Origin of the sequence: Methylobacterium fujisawaense (genome assembly GCF_014138435.1) — a bacterium.
GTDB lineage: Bacteria > Pseudomonadota > Alphaproteobacteria > Rhizobiales > Beijerinckiaceae > Methylobacterium > Methylobacterium fujisawaense.
This window is the reverse complement of sequence record NZ_JACJIM010000004.1, coordinates 285,842-300,464: the sequence shown is the minus strand read 5'-3', so window position 1 is coordinate 300,464 and position 14,623 is coordinate 285,842. Positions and strand designations below refer to the sequence as shown.

The following is a 14,623-nucleotide window of genomic DNA, read 5'->3' as shown; positions in this document are numbered from 1 at the left end:
CGACCGATGGCCAGCGCCAGCTACGACGCCCGCCGGGGCGAGTTGACCACCTACTTCGACCGCACCGCGGTCGAGGCGTGGTCGCGCCTGACCTCGGACGCGCCGGTGAGCCGCATCCGCGCCACGGTGCGGGCAGGCCGCGACGCCATGCGGGCGACGCTCCTCTCCTGGCTGCCCGCCGACATGACCGGCCTGCGCCTGCTCGATGCCGGCTGCGGCACCGGGGCGCTCAGCGTCGAGGCGGCGCACCGCGGGGCGGAGGTGGTGGCGATCGACGTCTCGCCGACGCTGATCGGGCTGGCGCAGGAGCGGCTGCCGGCGATCGCCGGGGCGGGCCGCATCGAATTCCGGGTCGGCGACATGCTCGATCCGGGTCTCGGCCGCTTCGACCACGTGGTGGCGATGGATTCGCTGATTCACTACCGGGCTGCCGACATCGCCCGGGCGCTGGCGGCGCTGGGTGCGCGCACCGACGGCTCGGTGCTGTTCACCGTGGCGCCGCGCACGGCCCTGCTGACTGTGATGCACGCGGCGGGCAAGTTCTTTCCCCGCAGCGACCGTTCGCCCGCGATCGTGCCGGTGACCGAGGGCGGCCTGCGCCGTCGGATGACCTCTGAAACAGCGCTCGACGCCTTCACCTGGGCGCGGAGCCACCGGATCAACAGCGGATTCTACCTGTCGAACGCGGTGGCGCTGACGCGCGCGCGCCCGTCCGCCTCTGCGGGATCGGGGGCGGCGTCGCCGGGGGTGCGGACATGAACGCCGCATCCCAGAAACTCACCCGCGCGCTGATGCGCCTCGGCCCGGCGATCCTCCCCTTCGCGGATGCCGCAACCGTCGAGCTGCCCCTCGGGCGCCTGCTTCGGCTCGCCCTGTTCCAGGTCACCGTCGGCATGGCGGCGGTGCTGCTGATCGGCACCCTGAACCGGGTGATGATCGTCGAACTGGGGGTGCCGGCCTGGATCGTCGCGGTGATGCTGGCGCTGCCGCTGATCTTTGCGCCCCTGCGGGCGCTGGTCGGCTTCCGCTCGGACACGCATCGCTCGCTGCTGGGCTGGCGGCGGGTGCCCTACATCTGGTTCGGCACGCTGCTTCAGTTCGGCGGCCTCGCGATCATGCCGTTCGCCCTGTTGATCCTGTCGGGCGACACCACCGGGCCGCTCTGGGTCGGCAACCTTGCGGCGGCTCTGGCCTTCCTGCTGGTCGGTGCCGGTCTGCACACGACCCAGACCGTCGGGCTGGCGCTCGCCACCGACCTCGCCCCCGCGCATGCAAGGCCGAAGGTGGTGGCGCTGCTCTGCGCGGCCCTGCTGTTCGGCATGATGGCGAGCGCCCTGCTGTTCGGCCTGTTCCTCGCCCATTTCTCGCCGGTGCGCCTGATCCAGGTGATCCAGGGCGCCGCCCTGGTCACCATCATCCTCAACGGGTTCGCCCTCTGGAAGCAGGAGCCGCGCGATCCCAACCGGACGCAGACGGCGCCGCAGCGCGACTTCCGGTCGTCCTGGCGGGCCTATGCGGGCGAGGGCACCGCCCGCCGTCGCCTCGTGGCGATCGGCCTCGGCACGGCGGGCTTCTCCATGCAGGACATCCTGCTGGAGCCCTATGGCGGCCAGATCCTGCACCTTTCCGTGGGCGCGACCACGGCCCTCACGGCGCTGCTCGCCGCGGGCGGCGGGCTGGGCCTGCTGGTTGCGGCGCGCTGGCTCGGCCGCGGGGGCGATCCGTTCCGGGTGTCGGCGGTCGGCGTCGGCATCGGCATCCTCGCCTTCTCGGCGGTGGTCTTCGCCGCGCCGCTGGCCTCGGCCGACCTGTTCGCCGCCGGCGTCAGCCTGATCGGGCTCGGCGGCGGCCTCTTCGCCCACGGCACGCTCACCGCCTCGATGAACCGCGCCGGCCCCGAGGATACGGGGCTGGCGCTCGGCGCCTGGGGCGCCGTGCAGGCGACCGCCGCGGGCCTGTCGATCGCGGCGAGCGGCCTCGTGCGCGACGTGGGCGGCGCCATCGCCCAGTCGGGGGTGCTCGGCGAGGGCATGAACGAGCCCGCGATCGGCTACCTCATCGTCTACCACATCGAGATCGCCCTGCTGTTCGCGGCGCTCCTCGCGCTGGGGCCGCTGGTGCGCGAGGACGCACGGACAGAGGATCGAGACCGCATCGCCAACGGCCTTGCCGGCCGGACGGCCTGACATTCGGGGAGGACAGCCATGCCAACCGGCGCACTTACGGGTTATGTCGACGTCGCCCAGGTCGTGCTCTACGCGTTCTTCATCTTCTTCGCCGGGCTGGTCTTCTGGCTGCGCCGCGAGGACCGGCGGGAGGGCTACCCGCTGGAGAACGAGGCCGTCGGCCGCCGCAAGGCGGACGATCCGATCCTGATCCCCCGGTCCAAGGCCTTCCATCTCCCCGGCGGCGAGACCACCTACGCACCACAGGCGGTGCACGGCCGGGACGACATCGAGACCGGCATCCCGGCCCGCAAGGTCGAGCCCTGGCCCGGCGCTCCCTACGAGCGCACCGACACGTCGCTCCAGGCCGGCGTCGGCCCCGGCTCCTGGGTGCTGCGACACGACGTCCACGACCGGACCTGGGACGAGGAGATCCGCATCGTTCCCCTGCGGGTGGCGAAGAACTTCGTCATCCACGAAAGCGGCCCGAACCCGATCGGCATGACGGTGTTCGGCACCGACAACGCCGTGGCGGGCGTGATCAGCGACGTCTGGGTCGACCGCGGCGAGTCGCTGATCCGCTACTATGAGGTGGAACTCCCGGCGGGCGGCCGCCGGCTGATGCCGACCACCTTCTGCCGGGCCGGCGGCTTCACCAAGACGGTGACGACCGAGGCGCTGCTCGCCAGCCAGTTCGCCGACATCCCGACCACCCGCGATCCCGACAGCGTGACCTTCCTGGAGGAGGAGCGGATCGTCTCGTATTTCGGCGCCGGCACGCTCTACGCGACGCCGGCCCGGGCGGAGCCCCTGATATGAGCGGCGACTTCCTCCCCGAGGGCACCCCGCGGGGCCTGCCCGGTCCTCTGCCGGCGGGCGAGCGCATCCTGTGGCAGAGCAGGCCGACCACCTTGGGCCTGTTGGTCCGGGTGTTCCACGCCCGTCTGGTGATTGCGTGGTTTGCGGTCTGCGCCCTGGCCTTCGGCCTGGCGGCCGGTTCGCCCGCCTCGGCCCTGAAGGTGGTGGGACCGACCCTGGTGATCGGCGCGGGCGCCGTCGCGCTGCTCTGGCTGCTCGCATGGCTCACCCATCGGACGACGCTCTACACGGTGACCAACCGTCGTGTCGTGCTGCAGGCCGGCATCGCCCTGCCGGTGACCCACAACCTGCCCTTCGCGCAGATCGAGACTGCGGCCCTGCGCGCCTTCACGGATGGCAGCGGCGATCTCCCTCTGCAGTTGCGGCCGGGCATCCGCATCGCCTACCTTCACATCTGGCCGCATGTCCGGCCCTGGCGTCTCGCCCGGACCGAGCCCATGATGCGGTCCGTACCGGAGGCCGACGCCGCGGCGGCGCTGCTGGCACGGGCCCTCGCGGCCCATGCCGACGGCACCGCGCCGCCGGTTCGGGTGGCGCAGCTCGAGCGCGCGGACGAAAATTCCGGTCGCCTCGTCGCGGCCGAATAGGGAGGGGCACGATGGGCGAGCGGGCGGAGGGCGCCGGCCGGGCGATGGGGCCGGCGGGACCGGCACCGGCGCTGCTGATGGTCGGTGCGGGCGCACTCATGGGCTTCACCATGCTGGCGGTCCTGATCGGCCGGAGCGAGCAGGTCGGCCTCGTCGCACTGCCGCCCGCCAAAGCGGTGGCGCGGCTCGAATTCCGCGCCGAGGATCAGGTCGACGGCTCGATCGCCCTGCGGGACATCGCCGACCGGCACATCGTCGCCTGGATCCGCCCCGGCGAGGACGGCTTCCTGCGCGGGACCCTGCGGGGCCTCGCCCAGGCCCGCCAACGGGAAGGCCTGGGGCCCGAGCAACCGTTCAGCCTGACCCGCTACGAGGACGGCCGGCTCGCGCTCGCCGACGAGGCGACCGGCCGCCGGGTGCCGCTCGAGGCCTTCGGGCCGACCAATGCCGGCGCCTTCGCCCGGCTGATGCCCGCGCCGGGCGTACCCGCCACGGAGACGCGGTGATGGGCCTGTTCGGCAGCCGCACCGTCACCGTACCCTGCACGGTGGAGATCGAGCAGACCCCCGAGAGCCTGCACGCCCACGTGACCCTCGATGCCGGCTTCGAGATCGAACCCGGCGACGAGGTCCAGGTCCACGACGCGCCGACCTCGGTGCCCTACGGCGAGCGGCTGACCGTGCGCCGCACCGCCACGGTCACCCGGGCCGGGGCGCTGGAGCGGGCCTGGACCAAACTCATCGCCCATCTCGAGCTGACCGAACTCTACGAGGTCAGCTTTTCCGAGAGGAGGAAGCTGTGAACGCATCTGTCCCGCCGCCCTCCGGCCAGCCTGTCCCCAAGGTCCCGGTCAACGAATCGACGCGGGCCGCCCAGGAGACGACGTTCCTCAGCCCGCGCTTCTACACGACGGATTTCGACGAGCTCGATCGCACCGATGTCGAGCCCGTGCGCCGCGACTGGGATCTGCTCATTGCCGAGCTGCGCGCCGACCCGAACAAGCGCCACTTCACCCGCAACGAGGAGTTCGACTGCGACCTGTCGCAGATGGAGCCCGAATTGCGGAAGGAGTTTTTGGACTTTTTGGTTTCCTCCATCACGGCGGAGTTTTCCGGCTGCGTCCTCTATGCCGAGATGAGGAAGCGGGCGAAGAATAAAGATATCAAGGAATTGTTCGGCTTCATGAGCCGGGACGAGGCGCGTCACGCTGGGTTCATCAACGATACGCTCAAGGATTTCGGCATCGGTGTGGATTTGGGGTTTCTCACCAAATCCAAGAAGTACACGTTCTTTCGACCGAAATTCATCTTCTACGCCACCTACCTCTCGGAGAAGATCGGCTACGCCCGCTACATCACGATCTTCCGCGAGCTGGAGCGGCACCCGGAGCGGCGCATCCATCCGATCTTCAAGTGGTTCGAACTCTGGTGCAACGACGAGTTCCGCCACGGGGAGGCCTTCGCGCTCCTGATGCGCGCGAACCCGAAGCTGACGAGCGGCGTGAACCGCTACTGGATCCGGTTCTTCCTGCTTGCGGTCTTCGCCACGATGTACGTGCGCGACCATCACCGGCCGGCCTTCCACAAGGCGCTCGGGGTCGATCCCACCGACTACGACTTCAAGGTCTTCCGGATCACCTCGGAGATCTCCCGGCAGACCTTCCCGCTGGAACTCGATCTCGACAACCCGAAGTTCAAGGCGGGGCTCGACCGGCTGCTTGCCTGCTCGCGGGCGATCGCCGACGCCAAGGCGCGGGGCGGCGTCGTCGGCACGGTGCAGCACGGCGTGCAGGTGCTGCGGGCGGCCACGACCTTCGCCCGGCTCTATCTCCTCCCCGTCAAGGCCAACGCCCTGCCGGCCGACATCCGCCTCCAGCCGGTCTGGTAGCATGGGGACCTACGCCGCCCCGGTGGTCTACGCGGTCCTGCTCTGGTGGTTCTCCACCGGGCTGATCCTGCTGCTCGACCACGCCCCGCGGCGGACGCATGCGTGGAGCATGGCCGGGGCGACGCTGCTGCTCGCGGGCGCCCTGTTGGCGATCCGGTCCAGCGCCGCGGACACGAGTGCCACGGGGGCCTACACGGCCTTCACGGCGGCGCTCGTCGTCTGGGGCTGGCAGGAGATGAGCTACTACATGGGCTTCCTGTCCGGCCCCAAGCCGGCCGCCTGCGCGCCGGGGGTGCGGGGGTTCGACCGCTTCCTCGCGGCGCTCGCCACCAGCCTGTGGCACGAATTCGCCATCGTGATCGGGGGTCTGGCGATCCTGGCCCTGGTCTGGGGCAGCCCCAACCGCTTCGCCCTGTGGACCTACGGTACCCTGGTGGTGATGAACCTCTCGGCGCGGCTCAACCTGTTCCTGGGGGTGCGCAACCTCCACGCCGAGTTCCTCCCGGACCATCTCGGCTACCTCGCCTGCTACCTGTCCCGGAAGCCGATGAACCTGCTGTTCCCGGTCTCCGTGAGCCTCGGGACCATCGCGGCGGCGCTGCTCGGACGCGCGGCGCTGGGGCCGGACCTGCTGGAGCACGAGCTGATCGGCCTCACGGTCCTGGCGACGCTCACGGCGCTCGCCACGCTGGAGCACTGGTTCCTGATGCTGCCGCTGCCCTCGGCGGAGCTGTGGCGCTGGAGCCTGCCGGCCCGGGCACCCGGGGAAGCGGCCGGACCGCCGGATCACGTGTAGGCCGAGGGATCACGAACGGGCGACGCACGTCCACCAATCTGGAACTGGTCTTGTGCGAAGTCCGGTGTCACAGGCGGGATCAACCCGCAGGATTTGTTCGGGGAGAGGCGACATGGACTACGAGACCTTCTTCGGGGCTGAGATCGCCGGGCTCCACCGGGAGGGGCGCTACCGGGTCTTCACCGACCTCGAACGCCACGCGGGCAACTTCCCGCACGCCACGCACCACCATGCCGGCGGCACGCGTCCCGTGACGGTGTGGTGCTCCAACGACTATCTCGGCATGGGCCAGCACCCGGCCGTGACCGGCGCGATGCACGAGGCGATCGACCGCTGCGGCGCCGGCGCCGGCGGCACCCGCAACATCTCGGGCACCAACCACTACCACGTGCTCCTGGAGCGCGAGCTCGCCGACCTCCACGGCAAAGAGGCGGCCCTGCTGTTCACCTCCGGCTACGTGTCGAACTGGGCGGCGCTCGGGACCCTGGCCTCACGCCTGCCGAACTGCGCGGTCTTCTCCGATTCCGAGAACCACGCCTCGATGATCGAGGGCATCCGGTTCTCCCGCGCCGAGCGACACATTTTTCGTCATAACGACCCGGAGGACCTGAACCGCAAGCTCGCCCTGGTCGATCCGGCCCGACCGAAGCTGGTGGCGTTCGAATCGGTGTACTCGATGGACGGCGACATCGCCCCCATTGGAGAGATCTGCGACGTGGCCGAGGCCCACGGGGCACTCACCTACCTGGACGAGGTCCACGCGGTCGGCCTCTACGGCGCCCGCGGCGGCGGCATCTCGGAGCGGGACGGCGTCGCCCACCGGCTCGACGTGATCGAGGGGACGCTGGGCAAGGCGTTCGCCGTGCACGGCGGCTACATCACGGCCTCGGAGAAGCTCTGCGACTTCGTGCGCAGCTTCGCGTCGGGCTTCATCTTCACCACCTCCCTGCCACCCGCGGTGGCGGCGGGCGCGGCGGCGAGCATCCGCCACCTGAAGACGAGCGGCGAAGAGCGCGCCCGGCATCAGGAGCGCGTGGCGAAGGTCCGTCAGGCGCTGGAGGCCGCCGACATCCCGACCATGCCCAACGACAGCCACATCGTGCCGGTGATGGTCTGCGACCCGGTGCTGTGCAAGGGGATCTCCGACACCCTGCTCGACGAGTTCGGCATCTACGTGCAGCCGATCAACTACCCGACGGTGGCCCGCGGCACCGAACGCCTGCGGATCACCCCGTCGCCGCTGCACACGGATGCCGACATCGCCCGTCTCGTCGAGGCCCTGACCACGATCTGGGGGCGGATCGGGCTTCGGCAGAAGGCGGCGGAGTAAGGCGCTCTTCCCTCCCCCTTGCGGAGAGGGGTAGGGGTGGGGGTGGTGCAGACGGCACCGCCTCGACCCATCCTGCACCCCCCCATCTCCGGCTCCTCCCCACGCGGGGAGGAGAGGAGCCAGAGCCAGAACCCCGTGCCCACCTTCCCCTTCTCGGCCATCGTCGGCCAGGACGAGATGCGCCAGGCGCTGCTGATCGCGGCGGTGGACCCGTCCGTCGGCGGCGTGCTGGTCTTCGGCGACCGCGGCACCGGCAAGTCCACGGCGATCCGGGCGCTGGCCGCCCTGCTGCCGCCGATGCGGGCGGTGGCCGGCTGCCCCTACAATTGCGACCCCGACAGCCCGGCCGCATCCTGCCCGCATTGCGCGGAAGGCGGCCCGCGAAAGAGTCACAAGACACCGGTGCCGGTGGTGGACCTGCCGCTCGGCGCCACCGAGGACCGCGTGGTCGGCACCCTCGATCTGGAGCGGGCGCTCGGCGCAGGCGTGAAGGCCTTCGAGCCGGGTCTGCTCGCCCGGGCCAATCGCGGCTTCCTGTACATCGACGAGGTGAATCTGCTCGAGGACCACCTCGTCGACCTGCTGCTCGACGTGGCGGCCTCCGGCGTCAACACCGTCGAGCGCGAGGGCCTGTCCCTGCGCCATCCGGCGCGGTTCGTGCTGGTCGGATCCGGCAACCCGGAGGAGGGCGAATTGCGCCCGCAGCTCCTCGACCGGTTCGGGCTGGCCTGCGAGGTCGTGACCCCGAAGGACATCCCGACCCGCATCGCGGTGGTGCGTGCCCGCGACGCCTACGAGCGCGACCCGGAGGGCTTCTGCGCCGCCCGCGCCCGGGACGAGGCCGCGATTCGAAAGCGCCTCCTGCTGGCGCGGGAGCGCCTGCCGTCGGTCACCGTGCCGGATGCCGCCCTGGAGCGCGCGGCGCAGCTCTGTCTCACCCTAGGCACGGACGGGTTGCGCGGCGAGCTGACCCTGATGCGGACCGCCCGGGCGCTCGCGGCCCTCGATGGCGCCGGGGCCGTCACCGACGACCACCTCCGCCGCATCGCCCCGGCCGCCCTGCGCCACCGGCTACGCCGCAACCCGCTGGACGAATCCGGATCCACCGCCCGGGTGGAGCGGGCGCTGGCGGAGATGTTTTCGTGACGGTCGCGCTGCCGGTCCGCCTGTCGTGGACCGGACGGACCGCGCCCGACCGGGTCGGGATGGCGCGCGGGTCTCCTCTCCCGTGCGGGAGAGGGACAGGGTGACGGACGTGCCCGATCCGGAAAGGTCTCCTCCCTCACCCCGACCCTCTTCCGCACGGGTGAGAGGGGGCGTCAAGTCGCGTTCCGGGCAGGCCGAACCGGCCGCCCAGGGCGAGGACGCGACTCTGCAGGACAGGCTTTTCAGCGCGTCGCATCCCTGGACCGACGCGCATCGCGCCGCCCGGCTCCTCGCCGCCGACCCGCATGGGCTCGGTGGCGCGGTGGTCCGCGCCCCTCCCGGACCGGAGCGCGAGCGCTGGCTCGAGACCCTGCGGTCCGCGTTGCCCTCCGGAACGCCCTGGCGGCGACTGCCGCCCGGCATCGGCGACGACAGCCTGCTCGGCGGCCTGGATCTCGCCGCGACCCTGGCGGCGGGCCGTCCCATCGCGCGGGCCGGTCTGCTGGCGGAGGCCGATGGCGGGATCGTCGTCGTCCCCATGGCCGAGCGCCTGCCGGCCGGCACCGCGTCCCGCCTCGCGGCCGCCCTGGATGCCGGCACCGCCGTGGACCGGCCGACCCGATTCGGCCTGATCCTCCTCGACGAGGGCGAGGCGGACGAGACGGTGGCCGAGGCGCTGGCCGATCGCCTCGCCTTCCGGATCGACCTGAACGGCCTCGCGGAGCCTCCCCCGGCTGAGCCGGAACCCGTCTCGGACGCTCCGGAGCCCGATCCGGTCGGGAGCCTCTGCGCCCTGGCCGAGGCCTTCGGGATCGCGTCGCTGCGCGGCCCGATCCTGGCGGTGCGGGTCGCGCGCGCCCTCGCGGGCGACGGGCCGATCGGCCGGGCGGAGATCGTCGCGGCCGGGCGCCTCGTCCTGGCGCCGCGCGCCACGCGCCTGCCCGCACCGGAAGAGCCGCGCCCCGAGACCGCCGAGGCGCCCCCCGCGGACGCGCCTCAGGAGCAGCCCAGGGCGGAGACGACGGATCCGTCCGCCGCGGAAACCCCCGATGACGTCGTGCTGGAGGCGGTGCGCGCCGCCATACCGCCGAACCTCCTCGACCAGTTGCTGGCGGGGGGTCGGCGGCTCACGGCCGCGAAGTCCGGCCGGGTGGGGCAGGCGGCGGCCGCCCGCACCGGGCGCCCGGTGGGCTGCCGGCGGGGCGATCCGCGGCGGGGACGCCTGGACCTGCTCGCCACCCTGCGAACGGCCGCGCCCTGGCAGGCCCTGCGGCGCACGGGGGAGGAGACGCGCCGCATCGTGGTGCGGCGGGACGATCTGCGGATCCGGATCCTCAAGCAGCGGACCGAGACCACCACGGTGTTCTGTGTCGATGCTTCGGGCTCGGCCGCCCTGGAGCGGCTGGCCGAAGCCAAGGGCGCGGTCGAGCTGCTGCTGGCCGAGGCCTATGTCCGGCGCGACCGGGTGGCGCTGGTGGCGTTCCGCGGCACCGGCGCGGAGTTGGTGCTGCCGCCGACCCGCTCGCTCACCCGGGCCAAGCGCGGGCTCTCGGGGCTGCCCGGCGGGGGCGGCACGCCGCTCGCGGCGGGGATCGATGCCGCGGTCGCGGTGGCGCTGGGCGTGCGCCGCGGCGGCAGCCGGCCGGCGATCGTGCTGCTGACCGACGGGCGCGCCAACGTCGCCCGGTCGGGGGAGGGGGGACGAGCCCGGGCGGGCGCGGAGGCCCTGCAGGCGGCCCGCACCTTGCGGGCGGCCGGGCTGGCGGCCCTGGTGGTCGATACGGGGACCCGGGGCGAGGACGCCCGGGCGGTGGCGGACGCGATGGGCGCCCGTTATCTGAAGCTGCCGCGGGCCGAGGCCGGTCAGCTCAGCGCAGCGGTGCGGGCGGCGCTCTGAGCGCCCCGCTCTTCAGCCCCGGGGCGGGGTCTCAGAGGTCGCCGCCGATGCCGCTGTCGGCGAGGCGCTGGTGATGGGCGAGCCACGAGTTCAGCATCTCGCGGATGACGGCCTTGAGGCTCCAGCCGCCGGAGACCGGGGCGGCGATGTTCTGGGTCGAGGAGGTGAACAGGATCATGGCCTTCTCCAAAGTCCGGGGACGCGTGTTGCTCTTGCTCGCCCGTGATATGCCGCCGTTGTTGCGGCGCAGCAATCCGCTTCCTCTCACCGGTGGCATGCGGCCGCCGCATAGGATTATGCAGTGCTACGAAATACTTCCGGCCATGAACGATAGCACCGCCGCCGCCTCTGGCCCCTCCGGCCTCTCCGGTCATGCCGCATTGCGGGATGCGGACGCATGTTGACCGGCGTCGCGACCGACCGACCGGACTGGGCCGTGGAGGGTCGCGACTGGCCCCATCGGGAGGCCAGCCGCTTCGTGGAGGCGGCGGGCCTGCGCTGGCACGTCCAGGAATTCGGGTCCCCGGATGCCCCGACGCTGCTGCTCCTGCACGGGACGGGGGCGGCCACGCATTCCTGGCGCGGGCTGGCGCCGCTCCACGCCCGTGACTTCCGCGTCATCGCCCCGGACCTGCCGGGTCACGGTTTCACGGATCCCCTGCCCGACGCCGACCTGTCCCTGCCCGGCATGGCCCGGGCCGTGGCGGGCCTCGTGGCGGCGCTCGGCCGGCCGCCCGTCCTGGCGGCGGGCCACTCGGCCGGTGCGGCCGTGCTGGCACGGATGTGCCTCGACGGCGCCATCGCCCCGCGGCTGCTGGCGGCCTTCAACGGCGCCCTGGCGCCCTTGCCGGGGGCGGCCAATCTGCTGTTCCCCGGCATGGCGCGGCTCTTGTTCCTCAACCCGCTCACCCCGAAGATCTTCGCCTGGACGGCGGACCGCGCCGCGGCCAAGCGGCTGATCGAGGGGACCGGCTCGCGCCTCGACCCGGAGGGCGTCGATCTCTACCGGCGGCTTTTCGCCCGGGCCGGCCATGTCCGCGGTGCGCTGGGGATGATGGCGAACTGGGATCTGGCCGGCCTGCACCGGGCGCTGCCCGGCCTCGCGACCCGGACCGTGCTGATCGTCGGCGGCGACGACAGGGCCATCCTGCCGGACACCGCCTTCGCCCTGCGTGACCGCCTGCCCGACGCCCGCGTCCGCCTGATCCGGGGTCTCGGCCACCTCGCGCACGAGGAGGCGCCGGAGCGCGTGGCCGAGGTGCTGCGCGCGGAGGCTTTGGACGCGGGCCTTCTGTCGCCGCCGTGACCCGGACGGGACTAGCGTCGGCCTTGCGTGGGTCGTAGAGCCTGCCGCGGGCAGCAAGGGCCTGCCGCTTAGACAGCACAATTAGCCAGCATAAGGAGCAGCCGGGACGATGGCGAGACCCGTGATCGGCGTCATCGGCAATGCCCGCCTGATCGACAATCGGTTTCCGGCGCAGATCGTCGGCGAGAACAACATGCGGGCGGTGGCCGCGGTGGCGGGAGCCCTGCCGCTGATGTTCGCCGCCGCCCCGGCGATCACCGACCTCGGCGACCTCCTCGATACCGTGGATGGCATCCTGCTCACGGGCGGCCGCGCCAACGTCCACCCGACCCGGTTCAACACCGAGCCCTGCGCGGCGCACGAGCCCTACGACGAGGACCGCGACGCCGTGGCTCTGCCGCTGATCGAGGCCTGCGTGGCACGCGGGGTGCCGCTGTTCGGCATCTGCCGCGGCTTTCAGGAGATGAACGTCGCCTTCGGGGGCAGCCTGCACCCGGAGATCCGCGACCTGCCGGGCCGGCTCAACCACCGCATGCCGCGCCTCCCGAACGGCGAGATCCATCCGGACCTGGAGGTGATCTTCGCCGACCGTCACGAGGTCCGCCTGACGCCCGGAGGCGCCTTCGCCCGTCTCCTCGGACGCGAGACGATCCGGGTGAACTCCCTGCACGGCCAGGGCATCCTCGAACTGGGCGGACGGATCGTGATCGAGGGGGTCGCCGAGGACGAGACGGTCGAGGCGATCCGCGTCCGCGACGCGGCGGGCTTCGCCCTCGGCGTCCAGTGGCACGCCGAGCACGATCCGGCGACCAACCCGCTCAACCGCGCCCTGTTCGAGGCCTTCGGGACGGCCGCGGCGACGCGGCACCGGGCAAGGGTGGCCGGGGGGCGCTGAGGCGCGGCATCGGCCGCGGACGGCGATCCCCTGACGGGGCGCCGATGCGGCGGGCCCAGGGTACGTCCCCACCGGCGCGGCCTGATGAAGGGGGCGGCCGCCGTCTCCACGCCGCCAGAGGCTGCCAGGCATCGGCATCCAGGGTCGGGCGAATCGGGCCGCGACGACGGCCCGCGGAACCCGCAGCGCCCGCCCGCGGTTGCCTCGCCATGTCCCCCTCTGCCGATGCGTCTTCCGGTCCCCCGTCCGGCCTGCGGGTGAGCGTCGATCTCAACCTGTGCCAGGCCTATGCCCAGTGCTGCTACGCGGCGCCGCGGCACTTCCGCATCGAGGGGCACGAGGCCCTGTTCTACGATCCCGCGCCCGCCGCGCAGGACCGGGACGACATCGAGCGGGCGCGCGTCGCCTGTCCGGTCCAGGCGATCCGGGTCGAGGATCCGGAGCGGGGCGCCTGATGGCGCAGCCCCCCGGGCGGGCCCTGATCGTGGGCGCCGGCCTCGCGGCCCTGCGCGGTGCCGAGTCCCTGCGCGCGGCGGGGTTCTCCGGCCCGCTCACCATCGTCGGCGACGAGCCCCATCCTCCCTACGACCGGCCGCCGCTGTCGAAGCATGTCCTGACCGGTGCCGTCGCGGCCGACGCGACGACGCTGCCGGGACGCCACGGCCTCGCGGCCGACTGGCAGCTCGGCACGGCGGCCGTGAGCCTCGATCGGCAAGCCCGCACGGTCCACCTCGCCGACGGGCGTGCCCTCCCGTACGATCGCCTGCTCATCGCCACCGGCACCCGCGCCCGGCCGTGGCCGAACCCCCACGAGGGCCGGCTCTCCGGCGTCTTCACCCTGCGCGGGCGGGACGATGCTGCCGCCTTGCGGTGCGCCCTGGCCGCCGGCCCGAGGCACGTTCTGGTGATCGGCGCGGGCTTCATCGGCTGCGAGGTCGCGAGCCTGTGCCGCCAGCTCGGTCTTCCCGTCACCCTGGTCGAGCCCGGCCCGACGCCCCTGTCCCGCGTGCTCGGCAGCACCGTCGGGGGGTTGATCGGCGCGATCCACGCGGGCCACGGGGTCGCGGTGCGCTGCGGCAGCGAAGTCGAGTGGCTGGAGGCGGAGGGCGGCCGGCTGGTGCGGGCCCACTTGGTCGACGGCGGCAGCATCGCGACCGACATCGCCGTCATCGCCCTGGGCGCGGTGCGCAACACCGACTGGCTCGAAGGGTCCGGCCTGTCTGCGGATTGCGGCGGGGTCGATTGCGACGCGCGCGGCTATGTCCTCGACACCGACGGACAGCCCGATCCGCACATCGCCGCCGCCGGCGACGTGGCGCGCTTTCCCCATCCCCACTACGGGGGCCGGCGCGTCGCCCTGGAGCACTGGAGCCACGCGGTGGCGCAGGGCATCCATGCCGGCCGCCTGCTCGCCGGCGCGGGACCCGAGGTGCCCTACGGCGCCCTGCCGACCTTCTGGTCGACGCAAGGAGACCTCGTGGTGAAATCCGCGGGTCTGACCGAGGGCGCCGACGCCGTGGCGATCACGCAGGGCGATCCGGCCGCCGGCCGCTTCGTCGCCCTCTACGGCCGCGAAGGACGCTGCATCGCGGCGGTCTCGGTGGATTCCGCCCGCTGGCTGCCGGCCCATGCCGAGCTGGTCGCCGCCCGGGCCCCGTTCCCGCCGCGCGGCGCCGCGACCGACCGGCCGAAGGCCGTCACGATCCTCGAGCCGGGCTTGCCCTAAGGAAACCGC

16 protein-coding genes are annotated in these 14,623 nt (G+C 72.6%); 15 read left to right on the top strand and 1 reads right to left on the bottom strand.

What is annotated here, in order from left to right; genetic code table 11:
- Positions 1-6: 6 nt before the first annotated feature.
- The 11 genes from bchM (at position 7) to GGQ91_RS13990 (ending at position 10,687) form a co-directional block, all read left to right on the top strand.
- A complete protein-coding gene (gene bchM, locus GGQ91_RS14040) occupies positions 7-759 on the top strand; it encodes a magnesium protoporphyrin IX methyltransferase (protein ID WP_043383088.1) in 753 nt (250 codons plus the stop codon).
- Positions 756-2,186, top strand: coding sequence for a BCD family MFS transporter (locus GGQ91_RS14035; RefSeq protein ID WP_043383090.1), 1,431 nt, complete (start codon positions 756-758; stop codon positions 2,184-2,186). The genes bchM and GGQ91_RS14035 overlap by 4 nt, the downstream gene beginning before the upstream one ends.
- Before the next feature lie 18 nt (positions 2,187-2,204).
- On the top strand, positions 2,205-2,984 hold the full coding sequence (gene puhA / locus GGQ91_RS14030) for a photosynthetic reaction center subunit H (RefSeq protein ID WP_043757045.1): 780 nt from the start codon (positions 2,205-2,207) through the stop codon (positions 2,982-2,984).
- Positions 2,981-3,631, top strand: coding sequence for a photosynthetic complex putative assembly protein PuhB (puhB, locus tag GGQ91_RS14025; RefSeq protein WP_043757042.1), 651 nt, complete (start codon positions 2,981-2,983; stop codon positions 3,629-3,631). The genes puhA and puhB overlap by 4 nt, the downstream gene beginning before the upstream one ends.
- An 11-nt stretch (positions 3,632-3,642) precedes the next feature.
- The gene (puhC, locus tag GGQ91_RS14020) at positions 3,643-4,137 is read left to right on the top strand and encodes a photosynthetic complex assembly protein PuhC (protein WP_052083600.1); all 495 of its coding nucleotides are present in this window, start codon (positions 3,643-3,645) and stop codon (positions 4,135-4,137) included.
- On the top strand, positions 4,137-4,433 hold the full coding sequence (locus GGQ91_RS14015; protein ID WP_020095258.1) for a hypothetical protein: 297 nt from the start codon (positions 4,137-4,139) through the stop codon (positions 4,431-4,433). Before puhC ends, GGQ91_RS14015 begins: the two co-directional genes overlap by 1 nt.
- Positions 4,430-5,518, top strand: a complete 1,089-nt coding sequence (acsF, locus tag GGQ91_RS14010; protein WP_043383098.1) for a magnesium-protoporphyrin IX monomethyl ester (oxidative) cyclase — start codon at positions 4,430-4,432, stop codon at positions 5,516-5,518. Before GGQ91_RS14015 ends, acsF begins: the two co-directional genes overlap by 4 nt.
- A gap of 1 nt (position 5,519) precedes the next feature.
- On the top strand, positions 5,520-6,314 hold the full coding sequence (puhE, locus tag GGQ91_RS14005; protein WP_043354267.1) for a putative photosynthetic complex assembly protein PuhE: 795 nt from the start codon (positions 5,520-5,522) through the stop codon (positions 6,312-6,314).
- A 112-nt stretch (positions 6,315-6,426) separates the two neighbouring features.
- Positions 6,427-7,644, top strand: coding sequence for a 5-aminolevulinate synthase (gene hemA / locus GGQ91_RS14000; protein ID WP_043383104.1), 1,218 nt, complete (start codon positions 6,427-6,429; stop codon positions 7,642-7,644).
- A gap of 135 nt (positions 7,645-7,779) precedes the next feature.
- On the top strand, positions 7,780-8,790 hold the full coding sequence (gene bchI, locus GGQ91_RS13995; protein ID WP_053608298.1) for a magnesium chelatase ATPase subunit I: 1,011 nt from the start codon (positions 7,780-7,782) through the stop codon (positions 8,788-8,790).
- Between the two features lie 226 nt (positions 8,791-9,016).
- Entirely contained in the window at positions 9,017-10,687 is a 1,671-nt protein-coding gene (locus GGQ91_RS13990; protein ID WP_182592345.1) for a magnesium chelatase subunit D, read from the top strand.
- Positions 10,688-10,718: 31 nt separating this feature from the next.
- Here the strand turns inward: GGQ91_RS13990 and GGQ91_RS13985 are convergent, their stop codons facing one another.
- Positions 10,719-10,865, bottom strand: coding sequence for a hypothetical protein (locus GGQ91_RS13985; protein WP_164706391.1), 147 nt, complete (start codon positions 10,863-10,865; stop codon positions 10,719-10,721).
- A gap of 219 nt (positions 10,866-11,084) precedes the next feature.
- On the opposite strand from GGQ91_RS13985, the gene bchO reads away from it, so the two are divergent.
- The 4 genes from bchO to GGQ91_RS13965 all read left to right on the top strand — a co-directional run bounded on the left by bchO (position 11,085) and on the right by GGQ91_RS13965 (position 14,614).
- On the top strand, positions 11,085-11,993 hold the full coding sequence (gene bchO / locus GGQ91_RS13980) for an alpha/beta fold hydrolase BchO (RefSeq protein WP_043383113.1): 909 nt from the start codon (positions 11,085-11,087) through the stop codon (positions 11,991-11,993).
- A gap of 109 nt (positions 11,994-12,102) precedes the next feature.
- Entirely contained in the window at positions 12,103-12,888 is a 786-nt protein-coding gene (locus tag GGQ91_RS13975) for a gamma-glutamyl-gamma-aminobutyrate hydrolase family protein (protein ID WP_182592232.1), read from the top strand.
- A 209-nt stretch (positions 12,889-13,097) separates the two neighbouring features.
- The gene (locus GGQ91_RS13970; RefSeq protein ID WP_043383119.1) at positions 13,098-13,343 is read left to right on the top strand and encodes a ferredoxin; all 246 of its coding nucleotides are present in this window, start codon (positions 13,098-13,100) and stop codon (positions 13,341-13,343) included.
- Positions 13,343-14,614, top strand: coding sequence for an NAD(P)/FAD-dependent oxidoreductase (locus tag GGQ91_RS13965; protein ID WP_182592231.1), 1,272 nt, complete (start codon positions 13,343-13,345; stop codon positions 14,612-14,614). Before GGQ91_RS13970 ends, GGQ91_RS13965 begins: the two co-directional genes overlap by 1 nt.
- The last annotated feature ends 9 nt before the right edge of the window (positions 14,615-14,623 follow it).

Excerpts from the sequence above, each read along its gene's own strand:
- bchM (WP_043383088.1), top strand. The coding sequence starts at position 7 with ATGGCCAGCGCCAGCTACGACGCCCGCCGGGGCGAGTTGACCACCTAC.
- GGQ91_RS14035 (WP_043383090.1), top strand. The coding sequence starts at position 756 with ATGAACGCCGCATCCCAGAAACTCACCCGCGCGCTGATGCGCCTCGGC.
- puhA (WP_043757045.1), top strand. The coding sequence starts at position 2,205 with ATGCCAACCGGCGCACTTACGGGTTATGTCGACGTCGCCCAGGTCGTG.
- puhB (WP_043757042.1), top strand. The coding sequence starts at position 2,981 with ATGAGCGGCGACTTCCTCCCCGAGGGCACCCCGCGGGGCCTGCCCGGT.
- puhC (WP_052083600.1), top strand. The coding sequence starts at position 3,643 with ATGGGCGAGCGGGCGGAGGGCGCCGGCCGGGCGATGGGGCCGGCGGGA.
- GGQ91_RS14015 (WP_020095258.1), top strand. The coding sequence starts at position 4,137 with ATGGGCCTGTTCGGCAGCCGCACCGTCACCGTACCCTGCACGGTGGAG.
- puhE (WP_043354267.1), top strand. The coding sequence starts at position 5,520 with ATGGGGACCTACGCCGCCCCGGTGGTCTACGCGGTCCTGCTCTGGTGG.
- hemA (WP_043383104.1), top strand. The coding sequence starts at position 6,427 with ATGGACTACGAGACCTTCTTCGGGGCTGAGATCGCCGGGCTCCACCGG.
- GGQ91_RS13985 (WP_164706391.1), bottom strand. The coding sequence starts at position 10,865 with ATGATCCTGTTCACCTCCTCGACCCAGAACATCGCCGCCCCGGTCTCC.
- bchO (WP_043383113.1), top strand. The coding sequence starts at position 11,085 with ATGTTGACCGGCGTCGCGACCGACCGACCGGACTGGGCCGTGGAGGGT.
- GGQ91_RS13975 (WP_182592232.1), top strand. The coding sequence starts at position 12,103 with ATGGCGAGACCCGTGATCGGCGTCATCGGCAATGCCCGCCTGATCGAC.
- GGQ91_RS13970 (WP_043383119.1), top strand. The coding sequence starts at position 13,098 with ATGTCCCCCTCTGCCGATGCGTCTTCCGGTCCCCCGTCCGGCCTGCGG.
- GGQ91_RS13965 (WP_182592231.1), top strand. The coding sequence starts at position 13,343 with ATGGCGCAGCCCCCCGGGCGGGCCCTGATCGTGGGCGCCGGCCTCGCG.